General features: G+C 39.8%; 11 protein-coding genes and 2 pseudogenes. 7 read left to right on the plus strand and 6 right to left on the minus strand.

The window, feature by feature from the left end:
• Positions 1-7: 7 nt before the first annotated feature.
• The 3 genes from truA (at position 8) to fabV (ending at position 3,235) form a co-directional block, all read left to right on the plus strand.
• Positions 8-865, plus strand: a complete 858-nt coding sequence (gene truA, locus AWM76_RS02120) for a tRNA pseudouridine(38-40) synthase TruA (RefSeq protein WP_004262624.1) — start codon at positions 8-10, stop codon at positions 863-865.
• A 157-nt stretch (positions 866-1,022) separates the two neighbouring features.
• A complete protein-coding gene (gene aroD / locus AWM76_RS02125; protein WP_004262627.1) occupies positions 1,023-1,805 on the plus strand; it encodes a type I 3-dehydroquinate dehydratase in 783 nt (260 codons plus the stop codon).
• Between the two features lie 230 nt (positions 1,806-2,035).
• Positions 2,036-3,235 carry an enoyl-ACP reductase FabV gene (fabV, locus tag AWM76_RS02130; RefSeq protein WP_004262629.1) on the plus strand — a complete coding sequence of 400 codons (1,200 nt, stop codon included), beginning with the start codon at positions 2,036-2,038 and terminating at the stop codon, positions 3,233-3,235.
• Positions 3,236-3,347: 112 nt separating this feature from the next.
• On the opposite strand, the gene AWM76_RS02135 is transcribed toward fabV, so the two are convergent.
• Positions 3,348-4,244 carry a fructose bisphosphate aldolase gene (locus AWM76_RS02135; protein ID WP_004262630.1) on the minus strand — a complete coding sequence of 299 codons (897 nt, stop codon included), beginning with the start codon at positions 4,242-4,244 and terminating at the stop codon, positions 3,348-3,350.
• A 193-nt stretch (positions 4,245-4,437) separates the two neighbouring features.
• Here AWM76_RS02135 and pepF point away from each other — a divergent pair, with 193 nt between their 5' ends.
• Positions 4,438-6,249: an oligoendopeptidase F gene (pepF, locus tag AWM76_RS02140; RefSeq protein ID WP_004262632.1), complete on the plus strand. Its 1,812-nt coding sequence runs from the start codon at positions 4,438-4,440 to the stop codon at positions 6,247-6,249.
• Positions 6,250-6,983: 734 nt separating this feature from the next.
• Here the strand turns inward: pepF and clpL are convergent.
• Positions 6,984-9,098 (minus strand): ATP-dependent protease ClpL, encoded by a 2,115-nt coding sequence (clpL, locus tag AWM76_RS02150; protein ID WP_004262636.1) that lies wholly within the window; start codon positions 9,096-9,098, stop codon positions 6,984-6,986.
• 220 nt (positions 9,099-9,318) lie between these two features.
• Positions 9,319-9,553 (minus strand): annotated as a pseudogene (locus AWM76_RS10330) (helix-turn-helix transcriptional regulator).
• Here AWM76_RS10330 and AWM76_RS10335 point away from each other — a divergent pair.
• Positions 9,510-9,702: pseudogene (locus AWM76_RS10335) on the plus strand (LexA family protein); the annotation flags it as partial. The pseudogenes AWM76_RS10330 and AWM76_RS10335 sit on opposite strands and share 44 nt — an antisense overlap.
• Positions 9,703-9,839: 137 nt before the next feature.
• Here AWM76_RS10335 and AWM76_RS02155 read toward each other — a convergent pair.
• Complete coding sequence (locus tag AWM76_RS02155) at positions 9,840-11,018, minus strand: uroporphyrinogen decarboxylase/cobalamine-independent methonine synthase family protein (RefSeq protein WP_004262641.1); 1,179 nt, start codon at positions 11,016-11,018, stop codon at positions 9,840-9,842.
• Between the two features lie 127 nt (positions 11,019-11,145).
• Between AWM76_RS02155 and AWM76_RS02160 the strand changes: the two genes are divergently transcribed.
• Positions 11,146-11,598, plus strand: a complete 453-nt coding sequence (locus AWM76_RS02160; RefSeq protein ID WP_039935909.1) for a LysR family transcriptional regulator — start codon at positions 11,146-11,148, stop codon at positions 11,596-11,598.
• A 159-nt stretch (positions 11,599-11,757) separates the two neighbouring features.
• On the opposite strand, the gene metF is transcribed toward AWM76_RS02160, so the two are convergent.
• Together metF and metE are read right to left on the minus strand one after the other, a co-directional pair.
• Positions 11,758-12,639, minus strand: a complete 882-nt coding sequence (gene metF, locus AWM76_RS02165; protein WP_004262652.1) for a methylenetetrahydrofolate reductase [NAD(P)H] — start codon at positions 12,637-12,639, stop codon at positions 11,758-11,760.
• Positions 12,640-12,642: 3 nt separating this feature from the next.
• On the minus strand, positions 12,643-14,895 hold the full coding sequence (gene metE, locus AWM76_RS02170) for a 5-methyltetrahydropteroyltriglutamate--homocysteine S-methyltransferase (RefSeq protein WP_039935901.1): 2,253 nt from the start codon (positions 14,893-14,895) through the stop codon (positions 12,643-12,645).
• Between the two features lie 484 nt (positions 14,896-15,379).
• On the opposite strand from metE, the gene AWM76_RS02175 reads away from it, so the two are divergent.
• A complete protein-coding gene (locus AWM76_RS02175) occupies positions 15,380-16,291 on the plus strand; it encodes a LysR family transcriptional regulator (RefSeq protein WP_039935902.1) in 912 nt (303 codons plus the stop codon).
• The last annotated feature ends 58 nt before the right edge of the window (positions 16,292-16,349 follow it).

Below are 16,349 nucleotides of genomic sequence, written 5' to 3' on the forward strand. Positions count from 1 at the left end.
GCGCATTTTGCCTAGATTTAAAGTAACCTTGCAATACGACGGAACTCCCTTTGTCGGCTTCCAAGTACAACCAAATGGCCACACTGTACAAGAAGCCCTTGAAAAAGCCTTAAAGCTCATGTCAAAAGGCCATGATATTCAAGTGGTTGGGTCAGGCCGGACTGATTCAGGTGTACATGCCCTTGGCCAAGTCATTCATTTTGACTATCCAGCGGAAATTGGTGAGGAAGCGGTCTTAAGGGCAATGAATTCAATCCTTGATGATGCTATTCGAATCACTAAGGTCGAGCGGGTGGAAGATGATTTCCACGCTCGGTTTCATACTAACGGTAAGAAGTATATTTACAAGGTAGATACGTCCAAATTTCCGTCACCATTTACTAGACAGTATATGTACCACCATCCCTATCGGACGGACGTTACCCGAATGCAAACGGCCTTAAAGGACATTATCGGCGTCCATGATTTTAAGTCCTTCTGTTCGACTAAAACAGATAAAACCAACTTTGTCCGGGAAATTTACCGGGCCGAGGTGACGGCTGACCCGGATGCAGAAACCTTGACCTTTGTCTTTGAAGGGTCAGGCTTCTTGTACAATATGGTCCGGATTTTGGTGGGCACAACGCTTCAAATTGGGGACGGGTTAAGACCAGTTGATGAGATGAAACGGTTGATCACAGCCGAAGACCGGAATGAAGCAGGACCCACAGCAGCCGCACATGGCTTATATTTAGCGGAGGTTTATTACCTAGGACCAGAAGACCGCCGGCAGGTTTCCGAGGCTTATAGCGACTATAAAGCTGGTTTAGGGACTCCTGTGGATGCAAGTGTGGACTTAGATGTAAATTCAGATGAAGACTTTTAGGGACGGTCGACAAATTTGATGATGATATTAATAAGAATAAGTTCTTCAATCTTTGGTCACAAATTTTATATAGCTTAAAATGCAAAAACTCGATACAATATACATATCAAATGGTATCGAGTTTTTTATTTTGCCTTGATGTCAGAAGGAGTCCAACATGAAGAATGTAAAAATTGCTTCCTTGAAGTTCGGGGAGGATAGACCAAAAATTATTATTCCCTTAGCCGAGGATAATGCTGTAGATATTATCAACTGTGCCAATTTCTACCGACGTCAACCAGGCGATATGGTGGAATGGCGGATTGATTACTTTGAGGATTTCGACGAGCTGGAAGAGTTGGCTGAATTGAGTAAACGGGTGAAAACCTCTATTCAAAAGCCCTTACTTGCCACCTTTAGAACCTTGAGCGAAGGCGGGGAGTCAGCTATTGGCAAGAGCCAGTATGTTGAAATGTATCGGTATTTAATCCAAGCTAAGGCTGTCGACGCTATTGATATCGAGTTTGAGCGAGGCCAGGACATCTTAGACAACCTGATTCCTTACGCTCACAAACACCAAGTCAAAGTCATCGTTTCCTACCATGATTTTGTGAAAACCCCCTTGGAAAATGATATAGTCAAGCGCCTACAAAAGATGGGTCAGTCAGAGGCGGATATTGTGAAAATGGCCGTCATGCCCCACGATGAAGCGGATGTATTGGCTTTGATGAATGCGACCCACCAAGCGTCCACATTAATCGACCAACCCTTGATTACCATGTCGATGGGCCGTTTAGGCAAGATTACCCGAATTGCCGGGGAAATCTTCAAATCAACGGCTAGCTTTGCCACTATAGAAGGTATGTCGTCTGCTCCTGGGCAAATGGACGTTGAAGATGTGGAAGAATGCATGAACTTGTTGAATTTACGTGCAGATGACCTGGATGATGACGATTTCTAGGATAATTTGTCTCTAGGGGTGGAGAACGGCCATTAAGTAAGGAAAATGCGCATATGACAAGAGAGGATTGTAGGGTAAAACCGCAGTCCTTTTTGCTTTCAAAAAAATTTTCATTAAAGCTTTGATTTTTGATATAATCATGTAAAACTTTACTACTAGTTTCCTTAACTATATAATATAAAGATGAATCATCAAAAAATTGAGAAATTAGTAAATATTAGGAGACTTATATGACTTTAGAATTTAAGGCAAAAATGCGTGGAAATGTCCTTGTTGGTGTGAATCCGATGGGGTTGAAGCAAGAAGTAAACAATCAAATTCAATATGTTAAAGACCAAGGGACCTTTGAAGGACCGAAGAAAGTTTTGGTATTAGGAGGCTCATCTTCTTATGGATTGGCTAGTCGGATTAACCTAGCCTTTGGTGCGGGGGCAGATACGATTTCAGTTTCCCACGGTGGGGGACCACGATCTGAGAAAAACCTTGGTAAGCCAGGTTGGTATAACAATATCTTTTTTCGGCAAGCAGCGGAAGCTGAAGGGTTAATCGCCAAAAATATCATGGCAGATGCCTTCTCTAACGAAGCGAAGGACCAAGTGATTGACTTCATCAAGAATGAATTCGGCGGAAAAGTAGACTTTGTGGTTTATTCATTGGCTTCAGGACGCCGTACAGACCCAAATACCGGAGAAACTTACAATTCAGTGATCAAATCAATCGGCCAAGAAGTTGTGGGACCGAACGTCAACCTACAAAAAGAAACTTTCTTTGAACAGGTGCTTGAACCGGCTACAGAAGCTGAAATTGAGGACACTGTAAAGGTTATGGGTGGTGAAGACTGGCGGATGTGGATGAATGCCTTACAGGAAGCGGACGTGCTAGCTGAAGGCGTTGAGACCGTTGTTTATTCTTATTTAGGGGCTGAATTAAATGAGTCATACTACAATAAGGGAACGTTGGGTCGCGCTAAAGCGGACTGCGATAAGGCTGCAGCTTTAATAAATGAAGATTTAAAAGACATCAATGGGAAAGCAACAGTTGTTGTGGCAACCGCTGTAACCACTAAAGCTTCATCAGTGATTCCATTCTTCCCAGTTTACTGCTTAGGTCTTTTTAAGGTCATGGAAGCGCGAGGCCAACATGAAACGCCAATTATGCATATTGACCGGATTTTCCGCGATATGTTGTTTGGTGACCAGGCAGAATTTGACGAAGAAGGCCGTTTACGCCCAGATTCATGGGAATTAGATCCAGAAGTACAAGCTGAAGCCAAGGTTTTAATTGAGCAAATCAACCAAGATAACTTCAATACAGATTTCACAGCTTGGGATACCTTCATGAAAGAATTCTTGAATTTAAATGGCTTTGAAGTGGATGGTTATGAAGAGAAACCAGTGACTTATGAAGCATTAGTGAATTTAAAACCCTAAATAGCGATCACCATCAAGCACGATAAGGAAGACGCGTTCGACTTATCGTGTTTTTTGCTATAAAAAGCTCAGAGAACTAAAATCCCCTGAGCATGATGCATATTAAAATAGTTTATCTCTTGTTAACGGATGCTTCGTAAATGGTATCAATAGCACTGGCTAGTAAGTCATTGAATTCGTCATCTGCTTGGCTTGCTCGTAAATCGGATGCGAGGGCACGTGAGAATGACGCGATCATGTCATGGTTTTCCGCCAATAGTTCATTGGCTTCTTCACGAGTGTAACCACCTGATAAAGCCACTACACGAACAACGTTAGGGTGGCTGGCTAGTTCACGGTAAGTATCTGGTACTGTAGGGATTGTCAGCTTCAACATGACTAAGTCATTTTCCCCTAATTGATCTAAATGTAATCGGATTTCTTCAGCTAATAATTCTTCGATGGCTGCTTTGTCTTCAGCCTTGATATTCACTTCAGGTTCAATAATCGGTACTAAACCTGCATCAATAACTTGTTTAGCGACTTCAAACTGTTGGTCGACAACTTCTTTGATGCCGACAGGGTTAAATGCGAGAATATTAGACCGTTCCTTAGTACCGAAAATACCGCGATCATTTGCACGTGCTAATAGGTCGTCAAGGTCTGGCATATCTTTCATTAATTGTACGCCATTAGCTTCTTCAGCAAGTCCTTTATCGATTTTAAGGAAGGGGACGATCCCTTTGTCAGCTAAGTATTCTGCGCTGTATTTACCGTCTACTTGGCGGTCCATGGTATTTTCAAATAGGATAGCGGCTAGAATTTTGTCGCTAGTAAAAGCTGGACTGGTCATAATTCGCGTCCGCATTTCATGGACTTTCGCGAACATTTCGTCTTCATTGCTGTAGGTATCTTCGGCTACACCATAGGCTAAGAGGGCTTTTGGTGTTGAACCACCTGATTGGTCTAGGGCAGCGATAAATCCAGGGGCATTTGACATGCGTTCTAATTGTGCTTGATTGATTGACATATTGAAAATTCCTCCTTAAAAATTAGCGGTGGTATCATTTCGTCACTTATTATTATGAACCTATTATTTTAAAAATCCAAAGAAAGACACTTGAGAAGAAGGATAGGCAACTTATTTCTGGTAACTTTTGGGGTTTTAGTGGTAAACTTATTTAAGAAAATTACCATTAAACTAGGAAAGAAGGATATGCCGGATGACAACAGAGAACACATTCCCAACCCGCGACCAAGTAGATGTAGCAACCACTTGGGACCTCAGCCAAATTTTTGAAGATGAAGCAACTTTTGAAGCGAAATTAGTTGAATTTAAAGACCAAGGACAAGCCTTCAAAGACAATTACGAAGGCAAATTAACGGACGCTAAAGATATCGCGGAAGCTGTTTTGGCAGCCTCTGATATCCAAGTATTGGCATCACAATTGATGCACTATGCCTTTTTAGCGGTTGAAGCTGACCGGACCAATTCACAAGCAGTCTTGAAATTGCACAAGGTTTCTTCTGCTAGTAAAGAAGTCCAGGAAGCCATGCTCTTCTTCCAAAATGCTTTACTAGAAAAGCCGGCAGCAGAACTAGCAAAAGTGAAAGAAATTGCAGCTGAAACTGCAGACTATATTGCGGAAGTTGAGCGCCAACAACAAATCTACCTAGGCGCCAAAGTGGAAGATGTCTTATTCCAGTTCGACCAAGCCCACGAACAAAATTATGAAATCTACAACAATGCTAAATTAGCGGACTTAACCTTCCCTAATTTTGAAGTGGACGGTAAGACTTATCCATTAAGCTTCGTTTTATATGAAGATAAATACATGTTTGAAGAGGATACGGCCGTTCGTCGCGCAGCTTTTGATGCATTTTCAAAAGAATTGGCTAAATACCAAAATACCTTTGCGACCACTTACTACGGCCATGTTTTACAAGAGAAGGCCCAAGCCAATATCCGTGGCTACGAGTCAGTGATTGACTATCTACTCTTTAGTCAAGATGTTAATCGTGACCTATATGACCGTCAAATCGATGTCATCATGGAGAAATTGGCACCCGTTATGCGTAAATATATCAACCACGTTAAAGAAGTACGCGGCTTAGATAAAATGACTTATGCAGACTTAAAGATTGGTTTGGATCCGACTTTTTCAAAATCTGTTTCATTTGAAGAATCAGAAGCCTACGTTAAAGAAGCCACAGCTATCATGGGCGAGGACTACTTTAACGAAATCGCACCAGCCTTCACTGACCGCTGGGTAGATTACGCCCAAAATGTGGGTAAATCAACTGGTGGATTTGCAACCATCGCTGCCGGTGTTCATCCATATATCTTAATGAGCTGGACAGAACAATTGTCTGATGTCTATACCTTGATTCATGAATTGGGTCATGCAGGGCAAATGAGCCGATCTGAAGCCAATAACTTGTTTATTTCAAGTGAACCCAGCTTGTATGTGATTGAAGCGCCGTCAACTTTCAATGAGTTACTATTAACTGGCTACTTACAAGCCAATGGTGAAGACGGCCGTACCCAACGCTTTGCCTTAGCCAATATGCTAACCAACACATATTTCCATAACTTCATTACACACTTGTTAGAAGCGGCCTACCAACGTGAAGTTTACCGACTAATTGACAAGGGTGAAGCCTTCACAGCTGAAACCCTTTCTGACTTGAAAAAAGGGGTATTAGAAGCTTTCTGGGGGGATGCTGTAGAGATTAATCCGGGTGCTGAATTAACTTGGATGCGTCAACCACATTACTACATGGGCTTATATTCTTATACTTATTCAGCAGGCTTAACGATTGCTACACAAGCCTACTTGAATATCCGTTCAGGTGAAGATGATCAAGCCATTGAAAAATGGATTAACTTCTTGAAATTGGGGCGGATTAACCCAGTTGAAGCTGCAAAAGTAGCGGGAGTGGATATTGCAAGTGGTGAACCATTAGAAAATACCATAGCCTTCTTAAACGACACAGTTGACGCTATTATTGACTATTCAGCGAAACTGGCTTAATGAAGACTAGGGATTGCCACAAATAGATGGAGAGAAAGTTTGGTGAATAGATGATTTGGGTATTTTTCGTAGCAGCTCTTTTGCTACTGATTACCAGTAATTATATGTACAAAAAAGAGCAGAAGCGTATCTACCTCGTCTTCGGTGTCCTCGCGGTTGTGCTATTAATCTTCTTTATGGCTTTCTTTGTACTTTATAATATGCAGGGGGCTTAAAGCTTGAATTGCTATCTAAGTAGAATCCTATTTTTTGGATTCTACTTTTTTATTTATAACAAAAAGTTGGTGCAAATTATTTATGCGTCAACATGTGAATATTTAAGCCTTTAATAGGAGAAATCTGCAACAAGGTAAAGCTCAAAGGATTCACTTTAACTTCTCGGATTGATTGAAGTGAGGGATCACTGATAATTTTGCTATCATTTTTTATTGAAAGTTTACTAGGAGTTTCATCTTAATCGCTAAAGTTGTCATATATGAAAATAAAATAATTAACGACGCTAACTAGAATACAACAATTAGAATGTAAAAAAGAGGTTGGCGTGGGGAGCCAAGGCGTTTATATGGCCTTCTTGCTTTTACACAATTATATGGACTTTATCCTTGACGCTACCCATATTACTCAATAGATTAATATCAAATGGTGAAAATCAACGAAAAAAGGAGATCTATCAAGCAATCTCCTTCCCAATAAATCTCCTCTTATATTAAGTTATTTATGAACATTGATTTAAGCTAAGCTTCCGATATCACAATCTCATCATCCACTAAATCAGCCTTCAAGTTTTTGACATCTAAGTGGTCAAGGTAGAAATCCGTTACCTTATCACGAATTTGTTGTTCAATTACTCGGCGTAACGGCCGCGCACCCATTGCTTCATCATAGCCTTGTTCCATCAGCCAATCTTTGGCCGCTTGGGTTACCTCAAGTTTGATGGATTTTTTGGCTAAAGTTTTTTGTACATCCGCTAACATCAAATCGACAATTTTACTTAAGTCTTCCTTAGTTAGATGTGAAAATTCCACGATTCCATTAAAACGGTTCAGAAATTCTGGGCGGAAAAATGGTGCTAACTTATCCATTAATGACTGATCTTGTTGCTTGTCACCACTTAATGATTCATTACCAAAGCCAGCATTAGAAGTAGCAATAATAATCGTATTTTTGAAATTAATGACATTGCCTTGTCCATCCGTTAAGCGCCCATCATCCATCACTTGTAACAGTAACGTTAATACTTGTGGATCAGCCTTTTCAATTTCATCTAATAATACAATAGAATATGGATTACGCCGAACCCGTTCAGTTAGAGTATTAGCATTATCTTCATAACCTACGTATCCAGCCGAGGTACCAATTAATTTCGACACAGCTGTACGATCAGCATATTCACTCATATCTAGCCGAATAATCGCATTTTCATTTCCAAACATATCTAAGGCTAATTGCTTAGCTAATTCAGTCTTTCCTACGCCAGTTGGGCCCACAAACAGAAAACTTCCAATCGGCTGATTACCCTCTGAAAAGCCCGCACGGTTACGCCGAATTGCTTTTGCTACCATTTCAACCGCTTCATCTTGACCGATTACCTTACTTTTCAGACGCTTATCAAGATTTTTCAAGCGCTCAATATCATTAGCGCCCATTTCAGAAACTGGTATACCAGTTAAACGTTCAACCGATTGTGCCACATCATCAATCGTGGCAGTGATTTTTTCTTTTTGATCCGTTTCTTTAATTTTTTGCTTGGTTTCCTCGATCGACTTCTTGATATCAGCGGCTTTTGTAAAGTCCTCCGATTTAATGGCGGCCTCCTTAGCTGCCTCTAATTTTTTAAGGCGTTGATCCAATGTCTCAACATCAGTTGGCGAATTTTTAGCCGCTAAATGCGCCGCAGTCATGTCGATCAAATCGATAGCTTTATCTGGCAAAGTGCGTTGTGGTATATATTGGATTGAATAATCCACAGCCGCCTTCAAAACATCATCTGGTAATACAACATGATGATGTTTTTCGTACAGCTCTTTAACACCTTGTAATATACGGAAAGTGTCAGCGGCCGTTGGTTCATTAATCACCACATCATTGAATCGCCGTGCCAAAGCCGCATTTTTCAAAATAGTATTGCGATATTCATCTTGAGTCGTAGCCCCGATTACACTCAGCTCGCCACGTGACAAAGCAGGTTTAATGATATCAGCCAATCCTTTGCCACCATCTTCACCACCAGTGGCACCCGTGCCGAGAATCTGATGAATTTCATCGAAGAATAGAATAATATTACCAGCTGCTTTAACTTCCTCTACCAGCTGTTTAATATTTTCTTCAAAAGAACCGCGATATTGAGTTCCTGCTTCTAAAGACGATAAATCAATCGAATAGATTTCTTTATCTTGAATCGTTTCTGGAACTTTACCAGCCACAATTGCTTGTGCCAGACCTTCAACGACTGCAGTTTTACCTACACCGGCATCACCGACTAAGATTGCATTATTTTTCGTTCTACGACTCAAAATTTCTGCAGTTTCTTGAATCTCATTCTCGCGTCCAATCACTGGATCTAGTAAGCCATCACGAGCCTGTTCCGTCAAATTAGTCCCTAACTTTTCTAAAATCCCTCCTTTTTTAACAGCCTGTTTACCATCTTTAGATACTTCTATTGTTTTATTATTTTGGGGTAGCTTACCAGTTGCTCGGTATTGAGTAAACTCATCCGGTGTTAACGATTGTCCATTAACTAAATACTGTGCACGCGCCGAATTTTGATTATCCATGCGCCGAAATAATTGATTGAAAATATCATCCATATCATTGTTGAAAAAAGGATCATTTCCGTAAAAATTTGCCATATTACAACACCTCCATAAAAATTCATATGTGTGACTTAGTAATCATAATATCTTTTAACTTATAATTTAATTGTATCACAATTTTTATGTATCGCTAAGTAAAACGCCTCCATACGATTTACACTTAGAGCAATCTATAGTAAAGAAGTGTTAAGCGTATCAGACTAAGAATTTGCTTTTTCGTGGGCTTCGTTTGCCAGAACGTCCTTTGAAACTTCGTTCAATTCATTGCCTCATTTCTTTTATTATTTAGGATACGGATTAAAGCGTACTCTTTGCCAAAAAATATTGTTAATAGGAACTCGATACAGATTAGACAGCTCATTTAAAAGAGAAAATGGAATATCAGAACTATCTTTTTCATATTTGGACAACGTTTGATAATGCACATCAGCAGCTTTAGCGGCTTCTTTGCTAGAGAATCCAACATTAACGCGCGCTGCCTTTAACGACATAGCAGATTATTTTGGCGTATTGAAGTCTACGATTGATCCGCGGTATGGCGAGATATCGAAAAATTTAATACCTGTTGAAAAATATAGACAGATTCCTGTTTTGAGAGAAAATTGCTTGTGGAGACCCTATATTAGCTGAAGAAATTATTTAAGAATATAGAGAAGAGATAGACGAAAACTTGCACAAAAATAACCCGAAAACTAACAACACTCTTTTTTTTTGAGTGTTCAGTTTTCGGGTAGAGATTCAACCTCTTTTGAAGGATGATAGATTTTTGATTAGGGATTATTCACCAAAGTATTTGAATGCGATTGCTTGTCCTTGCTTGATTTTGTCCCATTGGTTTTTGTGGGTTAATTCGTTACCACCGTCGCATGAGGCAAAGCCACATTGGTGGGATAGGTATAATCGATCTTTTGATACATATTTGCTAGCTTCTTCTAAGCCGTTAAGGGCGCGTTCTTCATCGTCTAAGTCAGCTGTTTTTGATGACAGTAAACCTAATACAACTTCTACTTGGTCGTTGTCTTTAAAAGCTTCTAATGCGTCGATTGAACCAGCACGCTCGTCGTCCCACTCTAAGTAGAAACGGTCGTAACGTTGGTTTTTCAAGAAATAATGAGCAATTTTCTCATACGAACCGTCAGCTATGTGTCTAGAAGCGTAGTTACCACGACAGTTGTGGGTATATACTTTTAAACCTAATTCATGACCGTAATCAATAATTGCATTGTTAATAGCTACATAAGCTTCTGCACTGGCTTTAGCTGCCTCAGCGTCCCAAGTACCATCTTCATTTCTGAATGGTGAGTTTGAAGCATCCTCTGCATGGATAGTCCATAAACAGTCATCTAATTGGATGATCTTGCCGCCTTCTTGCACGTATTCGTCTAAGAATTCTTTGTAGGCCTTGATTAAACCTTCTCTTAATTCATCTTGTGATTGGTATACTTGGTTATAAGTTTGCAGGTTTAAACCTAAATCAACATACATATGACCTGGTGAAGGGATACAAACTTTCACATCAGCATCTGAATCATTTAAGGCTACTAAACGTTTGTAGTGGTCGATGAAGGGATGATTTTTACCTGATAATGGTTTGAAGATTTCAATCCCGATGTCTTTACGTGTTTCAAATGGGGTTTCGTTGTCATGGTCAACAAAGATATACCCTTGGTCAGCAATGAAACGACGTACGCCGTCAAAGCCCCAAACGAAGTCTAGATGCCATAATGATTTTGAGTATTCGCCATCTGTAATTTCTGGGAAGTCTAACTCGATTTCTTTTTTTACGATATCAGCAACTGCTTCGTCTTCTACTTTTTCATAGTTGTCGAAATCTTGGTAGAATGGATATTGAATATCGTCGCGTTCCTCGATTTGACGTTTGTAGGCTAATAAGTCTTCTGGACGTAAGAATGAACCAACTGTAAGGAATCGTTTAGAAGTTTGTGTTTGTGTCATAATAATGCTCTCCTTTTTCGATAAATATTTTTGAACTTGTTATGAGTATATGGGTCTGGCATAATAATTACAAATAACTATTATATGTCGGTTTTCATAGTTTGAAACTATGGTAAGGAGTGAGCGTATGCGGATTGAAGATTTGCAGTATTTTATGAAGGTTGTTGAAGTGGGAAATATGACGCAGGCGGCCAAGAACTTGTTTATTGCCCAGCCGTCTTTGTCGAAAGCCATGGCCAATTTGGAGTCTGAGATGGGGGTAACCTTGTTTCAGCGGACGGCTAAGGGGACGGTTCTGACGGTGCAAGGGGAGGAATTCCTCCAGTATGCCCGGCAAGTCTTGGAGCAGATTGACTTGATGAACCACCGCTATAAGGAAGGAAGTCAGGCCAACCGGATATTTTCAGTATCTGGCCAGCATTATGCCTTTGTAGTGGATGCCTTCGTAAAGCTTCTTAGCGAAATGGACGCTGATCAATATGAAGCAACCCTAAAAGAAGAGTGGACCTTCGAAGTCTTGGACGACGTAGCCAATTTGAAATCAGAAATTGGTGTTATCTATGCTTCTCAATTACTCTAAGAACAGCTGCGGCTCTTTCATCTAACGTATGCTTAGTCCCTCTTTTAGACATAAAAATGCCCCCTTTACAGTAGTAGAGAACTTTTATTATTTCTCTGTCTACTATATTGGGAGCATAGCAAATCACGCTGGAGGCTGTTGCTTTATATAATTTGCTCTTTATACGCCTAAGAGTTCCGTAGTTTGAAACAATGATTTTGTTGCTTGATGAATTTGCCGAGCGGTATCGGATTGATTCATGGTATATAAATGAATGCCATCCACGCCTTGTGTGACTAAGTCGACAATCTGATCAATGGCGTAGGCAAGCCCCGCATCACGCAATGCAACAGGATTGTGTTCATATTTTTCTAAAATTGCTAAAAATTTCTTCGGCAGTTGAGAAGAGCTGACTTTAATTAGACGTAAAGCCTGTTTACGATTTACGATAGGCATGATCCCAGCCAAAATGGGGGCATCAATCCCTGCCAGTGAGCATCCTTCTTTGAACTGATAAAATTGTTCATTGTCAAAGAAAAGCTGTGTAATCAACTGACTGCAGCCAGCTTCTACTTTTTTCCTTAGATGCTTGATATCAGAAATCCGGTTGTCTGAATCTGGATGAATTTCAGGGTAGCAAGCACCTGAAATGTCAAAGTAGGGTGCTTGTTCCTGAATAAAAGTAACCAAATCACTCGCATAAGAAAAATCTCTTTTAGGTGGAATTCCTTCAACAATATCGCCTCTAAGAGCTAAAACATGCCGGATTCCTAGTTTTTCAAGCTGTCCAAGGATGGTAGATACTTGTTGCTTGGATAAATAAGCTGCCGGTAAGTGTGCAATGGTAGGAATTCTCAATGTGTTTGTTACATAATCAGCAATTTTGACGGTTGTTTCTTCAATATTAGCTTTGTTATTACTGCAAGTTACGCTAATAAAATTCGGCTGTAAATCCTGTAGTTCATTCAAGGTCTGAATCAATTTTTTTGTACCAACTTGGGTATTCGCTGGAAAAACTTCAAAAGATAGGGAAGTGCCATTTCCTCTTTGAAAATCGGTCATTGCCTACAGCTCCTTTCGAATCGTCTTCACTGCTTGCGTCATGTTTTCCAGGCTCGCTTTTGTTTCACGTTCCCCACGAGTCTTCAAACCACAATCCGGATTAATCCAAACTTTCTCTTTTGGAACCTTTGCTAAAATTGCTCGAATGGTTTCGGTAATTTCTTCCACTGAAGGAATTCGTGGTGAGTGGATATCATAAACACCGGGGCCAACTTGAATTTTAAAGTTTTGTTTTTGTAATTCATCTAAAATTTCCAAATTAGAACGAGACGCTTCAAAGGAAATGACATCCGCATCCATATTCTCAATCGCAGGGATAATATCGGTAAACTCGCTATAGCACATATGGGTGTGGATTTGCGTTTGGGGTTTCACTTTGCTGTGAACCAATCGAAAGGCAGGGATTGCCCAATCCAAATATTCTGAATTCCAATCACTTCTTCTTAATGGCAACTTTTCCCTCAAAGCAGCTTCATCGATTTGAATCACGCGAATACCGTTTGCTTCTAAGTCCAATACTTCTTCCTGAATCGCCAGAGCAATTTGTAAAGTAGATTCACGCAATGAAAGATCCTCTCGAGGGAATGACCAATTTAAAATGGTCACCGGACCCGTTAACATTCCTTTTACGATTTTATCTGTTTGTGACTGCGCATAAGCAGACCATTCCACCGTAATCGGTGCCGCTCTTGAAATATCTCCCCATATGATAGGCGGTTTCACACCACGAGTGCCGTAAGATTGTACCCAGCCATTTTTACTAAATAGATAACCTTCCAAGTTTTGTCCGAAATATTCGACCATGTCGTTTCGCTCAAATTCACCGTGAACCAAAACATCTAACCCAATTTCTTCCTGCCAAGCTAACCAATCATTCGTTCGATTTGCGATAAATTCTTTATAGTAATCTTGACTGATTTCTTTTCGTTTGAAAAGAGCACGCGTCTTTTTGACATCTTTCGTTTGTGGGAAAGAACCAATCGTTGTAGTCGGTAGTAACGGAAAATTAAAAATGTCCTTTTGCAAAGCTTCTCTTTTTGAAAAATCTGGTTTCCTTGTAAAGGCATCTTGGGACAATTGATTGATTTTTTCCCCTAGAGCAGTATTTACCGCAATTCTTTCTGATGCAAACAAGTCTTTATTTTCAGCCAGAGCAGCGCTGCTTTCTCCATCAAGAATTTCTTTTAATTCAACGAGCTCCTGTAACTTTTCTTTAGCAAAAGAGAAATGGCGCTTGATTTCTTCAGGAAAACTTTCCTTTTCTACTGTGAATGGTACGTGGAGCAAGGAGCAAGAAGTAGACAGGACATAATTTTTCACCCTCAAACTCTCTAATAGGGCCAAGCTTTTCGAATAGTCATTTCGCCAAATGTTTTTTCCGTTAACGACTCCTGCATACAGAAATTTGTCTTCTGGAAAGGCAGTTTGAACCAACTCGATATTTTTAGTACCTTCCACAAAGTCCAAGCCGATTCCTTCTACTGCTAAGGCAGTCAATTCATGATACACGTCACGTACATCACCAAAGTAAGTTTGAATGAGGATTTTCAAGCCAGCTTTATCTGTAAGCAAGGAATCATAAAGATCTACAAATAATTTCTTTTCCGCTCCATCAACATCTTTTACCAAAGCAGGTTCATCTAATTGAATCCATTCTGCACCGATTTCATTCAATTTGTGAAACACTTCTTGGTATCCTTTCACCAAGTCAGCGGCAAAGTCACGAGCAGCTAATCCATCTTCAAACTCGCTTAGTTGAAGCAAAGTAAAAGGCCCAACTAAAACAGGGCGGCTATCAATTCCCAAATCCTTGGCTTCTAAGAACTCATCAAAAATTTTGCTCGTACTAATTTGAATAGCGGTGTCTTTTTCAAATTTTGGTACAAGATAATGATAATTCGTATTGAACCATTTTTTCATCGGGAGAGCTTTAATATCGCCTTTTTCTCCTTGGTAACCATGTGCTAAAGTAAAATACTTATCTAGGGAAGATAAGTCACTTTTTTCGACTTCTTTTGGAAGAATATTGAATAGAAATGCAGTATCCAAGGTCTGATCGTAAAAGGAAAAGTCATTACTTGGAATAGAATCAATTCCTGCTTTTTTTAATAGTGTAAAATGCTTGCGCCGGATTTCTTTTCCAATTCGGAATAATTCTTCTTCATTGATTTCGTTTCGGAAATACTTCTCCGTCGCAAATTTTAATTCACGGTTTTCGCCCAACCTGGGGAAACCAATAATGGATGTTTGAGTCATAGTGAATCCTCCTTTGTTGTTATCACCTGAATAATTCATACCTCTAATGTCAAAGGCTGTTTTATCTATATTGTTATATTTTCTTTATCGTTTATCATCTTCTATCCTAATTGATTAATTTTTCTGGCCCTTATAATTATTTTGAGTTTTTTCACTTTTCAAACTCAAATTTTGGACGCACTGCTCCTTGGGCCATTTAAAAATTTTTAAAAATCTGGTTATTAAATGTACTGCCGAATCCTTTGGTTTTGCCTGAATACGGTATAAAATTCTCGCTGATAAAGGGGTTCTTTTTCATCACCTAATGGGTGATGAAGCAGATTACTTTAAAGACTAATAAATCAATGTTAGGAAAGACTATTAGTAAAACTATGAATTATTCAGGTTTTGAACTTGTTATGAGTATATGGGTCTGGCATAATAATTACAAATAACTATTATATGCCGGTTTTCATAGCTTGAAACTATGGTAAGGAGTGAGCGTATGCGGATTGAAGATTTGCAGTATTTTATGAAGGTTGTTGAAGTGGGGAATATGACGCAGGCGGCCAAGGATTTGTTTATTGCCCAGCCATCTTTGTCGAAAGCCATGGCCAATTTGGAGTCTGAGATGGGGGTAACTTTGTTTCAGCGGACGGCTAAGGGGACGATTCTGACGGTGCAGGGGGAGGAATTTCTCCAGTATGCCCGGCAAGTCTTGGAGCAGATTGACTTGATGAACCACCGCTATAAAGAAGGAAGTCAGGCCAACCGGATATTTTCAGTATCTGGCCAGCATTATGCCTTTGTAGTGGATGCTTTCGTGAAGTTACTAAAAGAGATGGATGCAGACCAATATGAAGCGACATTAAAAGAAGAACGAACATTTGAGGTGTTAGATGATGTTGCTAATTTTATCTCTGAGGTGGGCGTTATTTACCGGTCTAATTATAATCAGAAGGTATTAGAAGGGGCTTTTCAAGAGAAGCAACTAACTTTTACGCCATTGTTTAAAACTGCACCACATGTGTTTATTGATAAAGGTCATCCTTTAGCGAAACAAGCGACCATTAGTTTAGATGACTTAACCGCTTATCCTCGTTTATCTTATGAACAAGGTACCCACAATTCTTTCTACTATTGGGAAGAGATTTTAGCGGATATTCCTGTCCCAAAACGGATTATTGTTTCTGACCGAGCAACTTTATTTAATTTACTCATCGGTCTAGATGGCTATACGATTTCTTCAGGGATAATCAATGATGACTTGAACAGTCCGGATATATTAGCAATTCCTCTTGAATCAGACGAGGTGATTGAACTAGGTTACCTAACCGCTAATCGTCACCAGCTGTCTTCAATAGCCAAACGCTACTTAGGCTTACTCGAGGAATCTATCCAACAATATGCTAAATAAGAAATCTATGATAAGGGATTTTTTTCGTTGAAAAAGATTGACGTAGTGAATTTCAAAG

The sequence above is a fragment of the Aerococcus viridans genome, from assembly GCF_001543285.1.
Lineage (GTDB): Bacteria > Bacillota > Bacilli > Lactobacillales > Aerococcaceae > Aerococcus > Aerococcus viridans.

What these genes read in the sequence shown, in the direction of transcription:
- aroD (WP_004262627.1), top strand. Translation starts at nt 1,023, where the DNA reads ATGAAGAATGTAAAAATTGCTTCCTTGAAGTTCGGGGAGGATAGACCA.
- fabV (WP_004262629.1), top strand. Translation starts at nt 2,036, where the DNA reads ATGACTTTAGAATTTAAGGCAAAAATGCGTGGAAATGTCCTTGTTGGT.
- AWM76_RS02135 (WP_004262630.1), bottom strand. Translation starts at nt 4,244, where the DNA reads ATGTCAATCAATCAAGCACAATTAGAACGCATGTCAAATGCCCCTGGA.
- pepF (WP_004262632.1), top strand. Translation starts at nt 4,438, where the DNA reads ATGACAACAGAGAACACATTCCCAACCCGCGACCAAGTAGATGTAGCA.
- clpL (WP_004262636.1), bottom strand. Translation starts at nt 9,098, where the DNA reads ATGGCAAATTTTTACGGAAATGATCCTTTTTTCAACAATGATATGGAT.
- AWM76_RS02155 (WP_004262641.1), bottom strand. Translation starts at nt 11,018, where the DNA reads ATGACACAAACACAAACTTCTAAACGATTCCTTACAGTTGGTTCATTC.
- AWM76_RS02160 (WP_039935909.1), top strand. Translation starts at nt 11,146, where the DNA reads ATGCGGATTGAAGATTTGCAGTATTTTATGAAGGTTGTTGAAGTGGGA.
- metF (WP_004262652.1), bottom strand. Translation starts at nt 12,639, where the DNA reads ATGACCGATTTTCAAAGAGGAAATGGCACTTCCCTATCTTTTGAAGTT.
- metE (WP_039935901.1), bottom strand. Translation starts at nt 14,895, where the DNA reads ATGACTCAAACATCCATTATTGGTTTCCCCAGGTTGGGCGAAAACCGT.
- AWM76_RS02175 (WP_039935902.1), top strand. Translation starts at nt 15,380, where the DNA reads ATGCGGATTGAAGATTTGCAGTATTTTATGAAGGTTGTTGAAGTGGGG.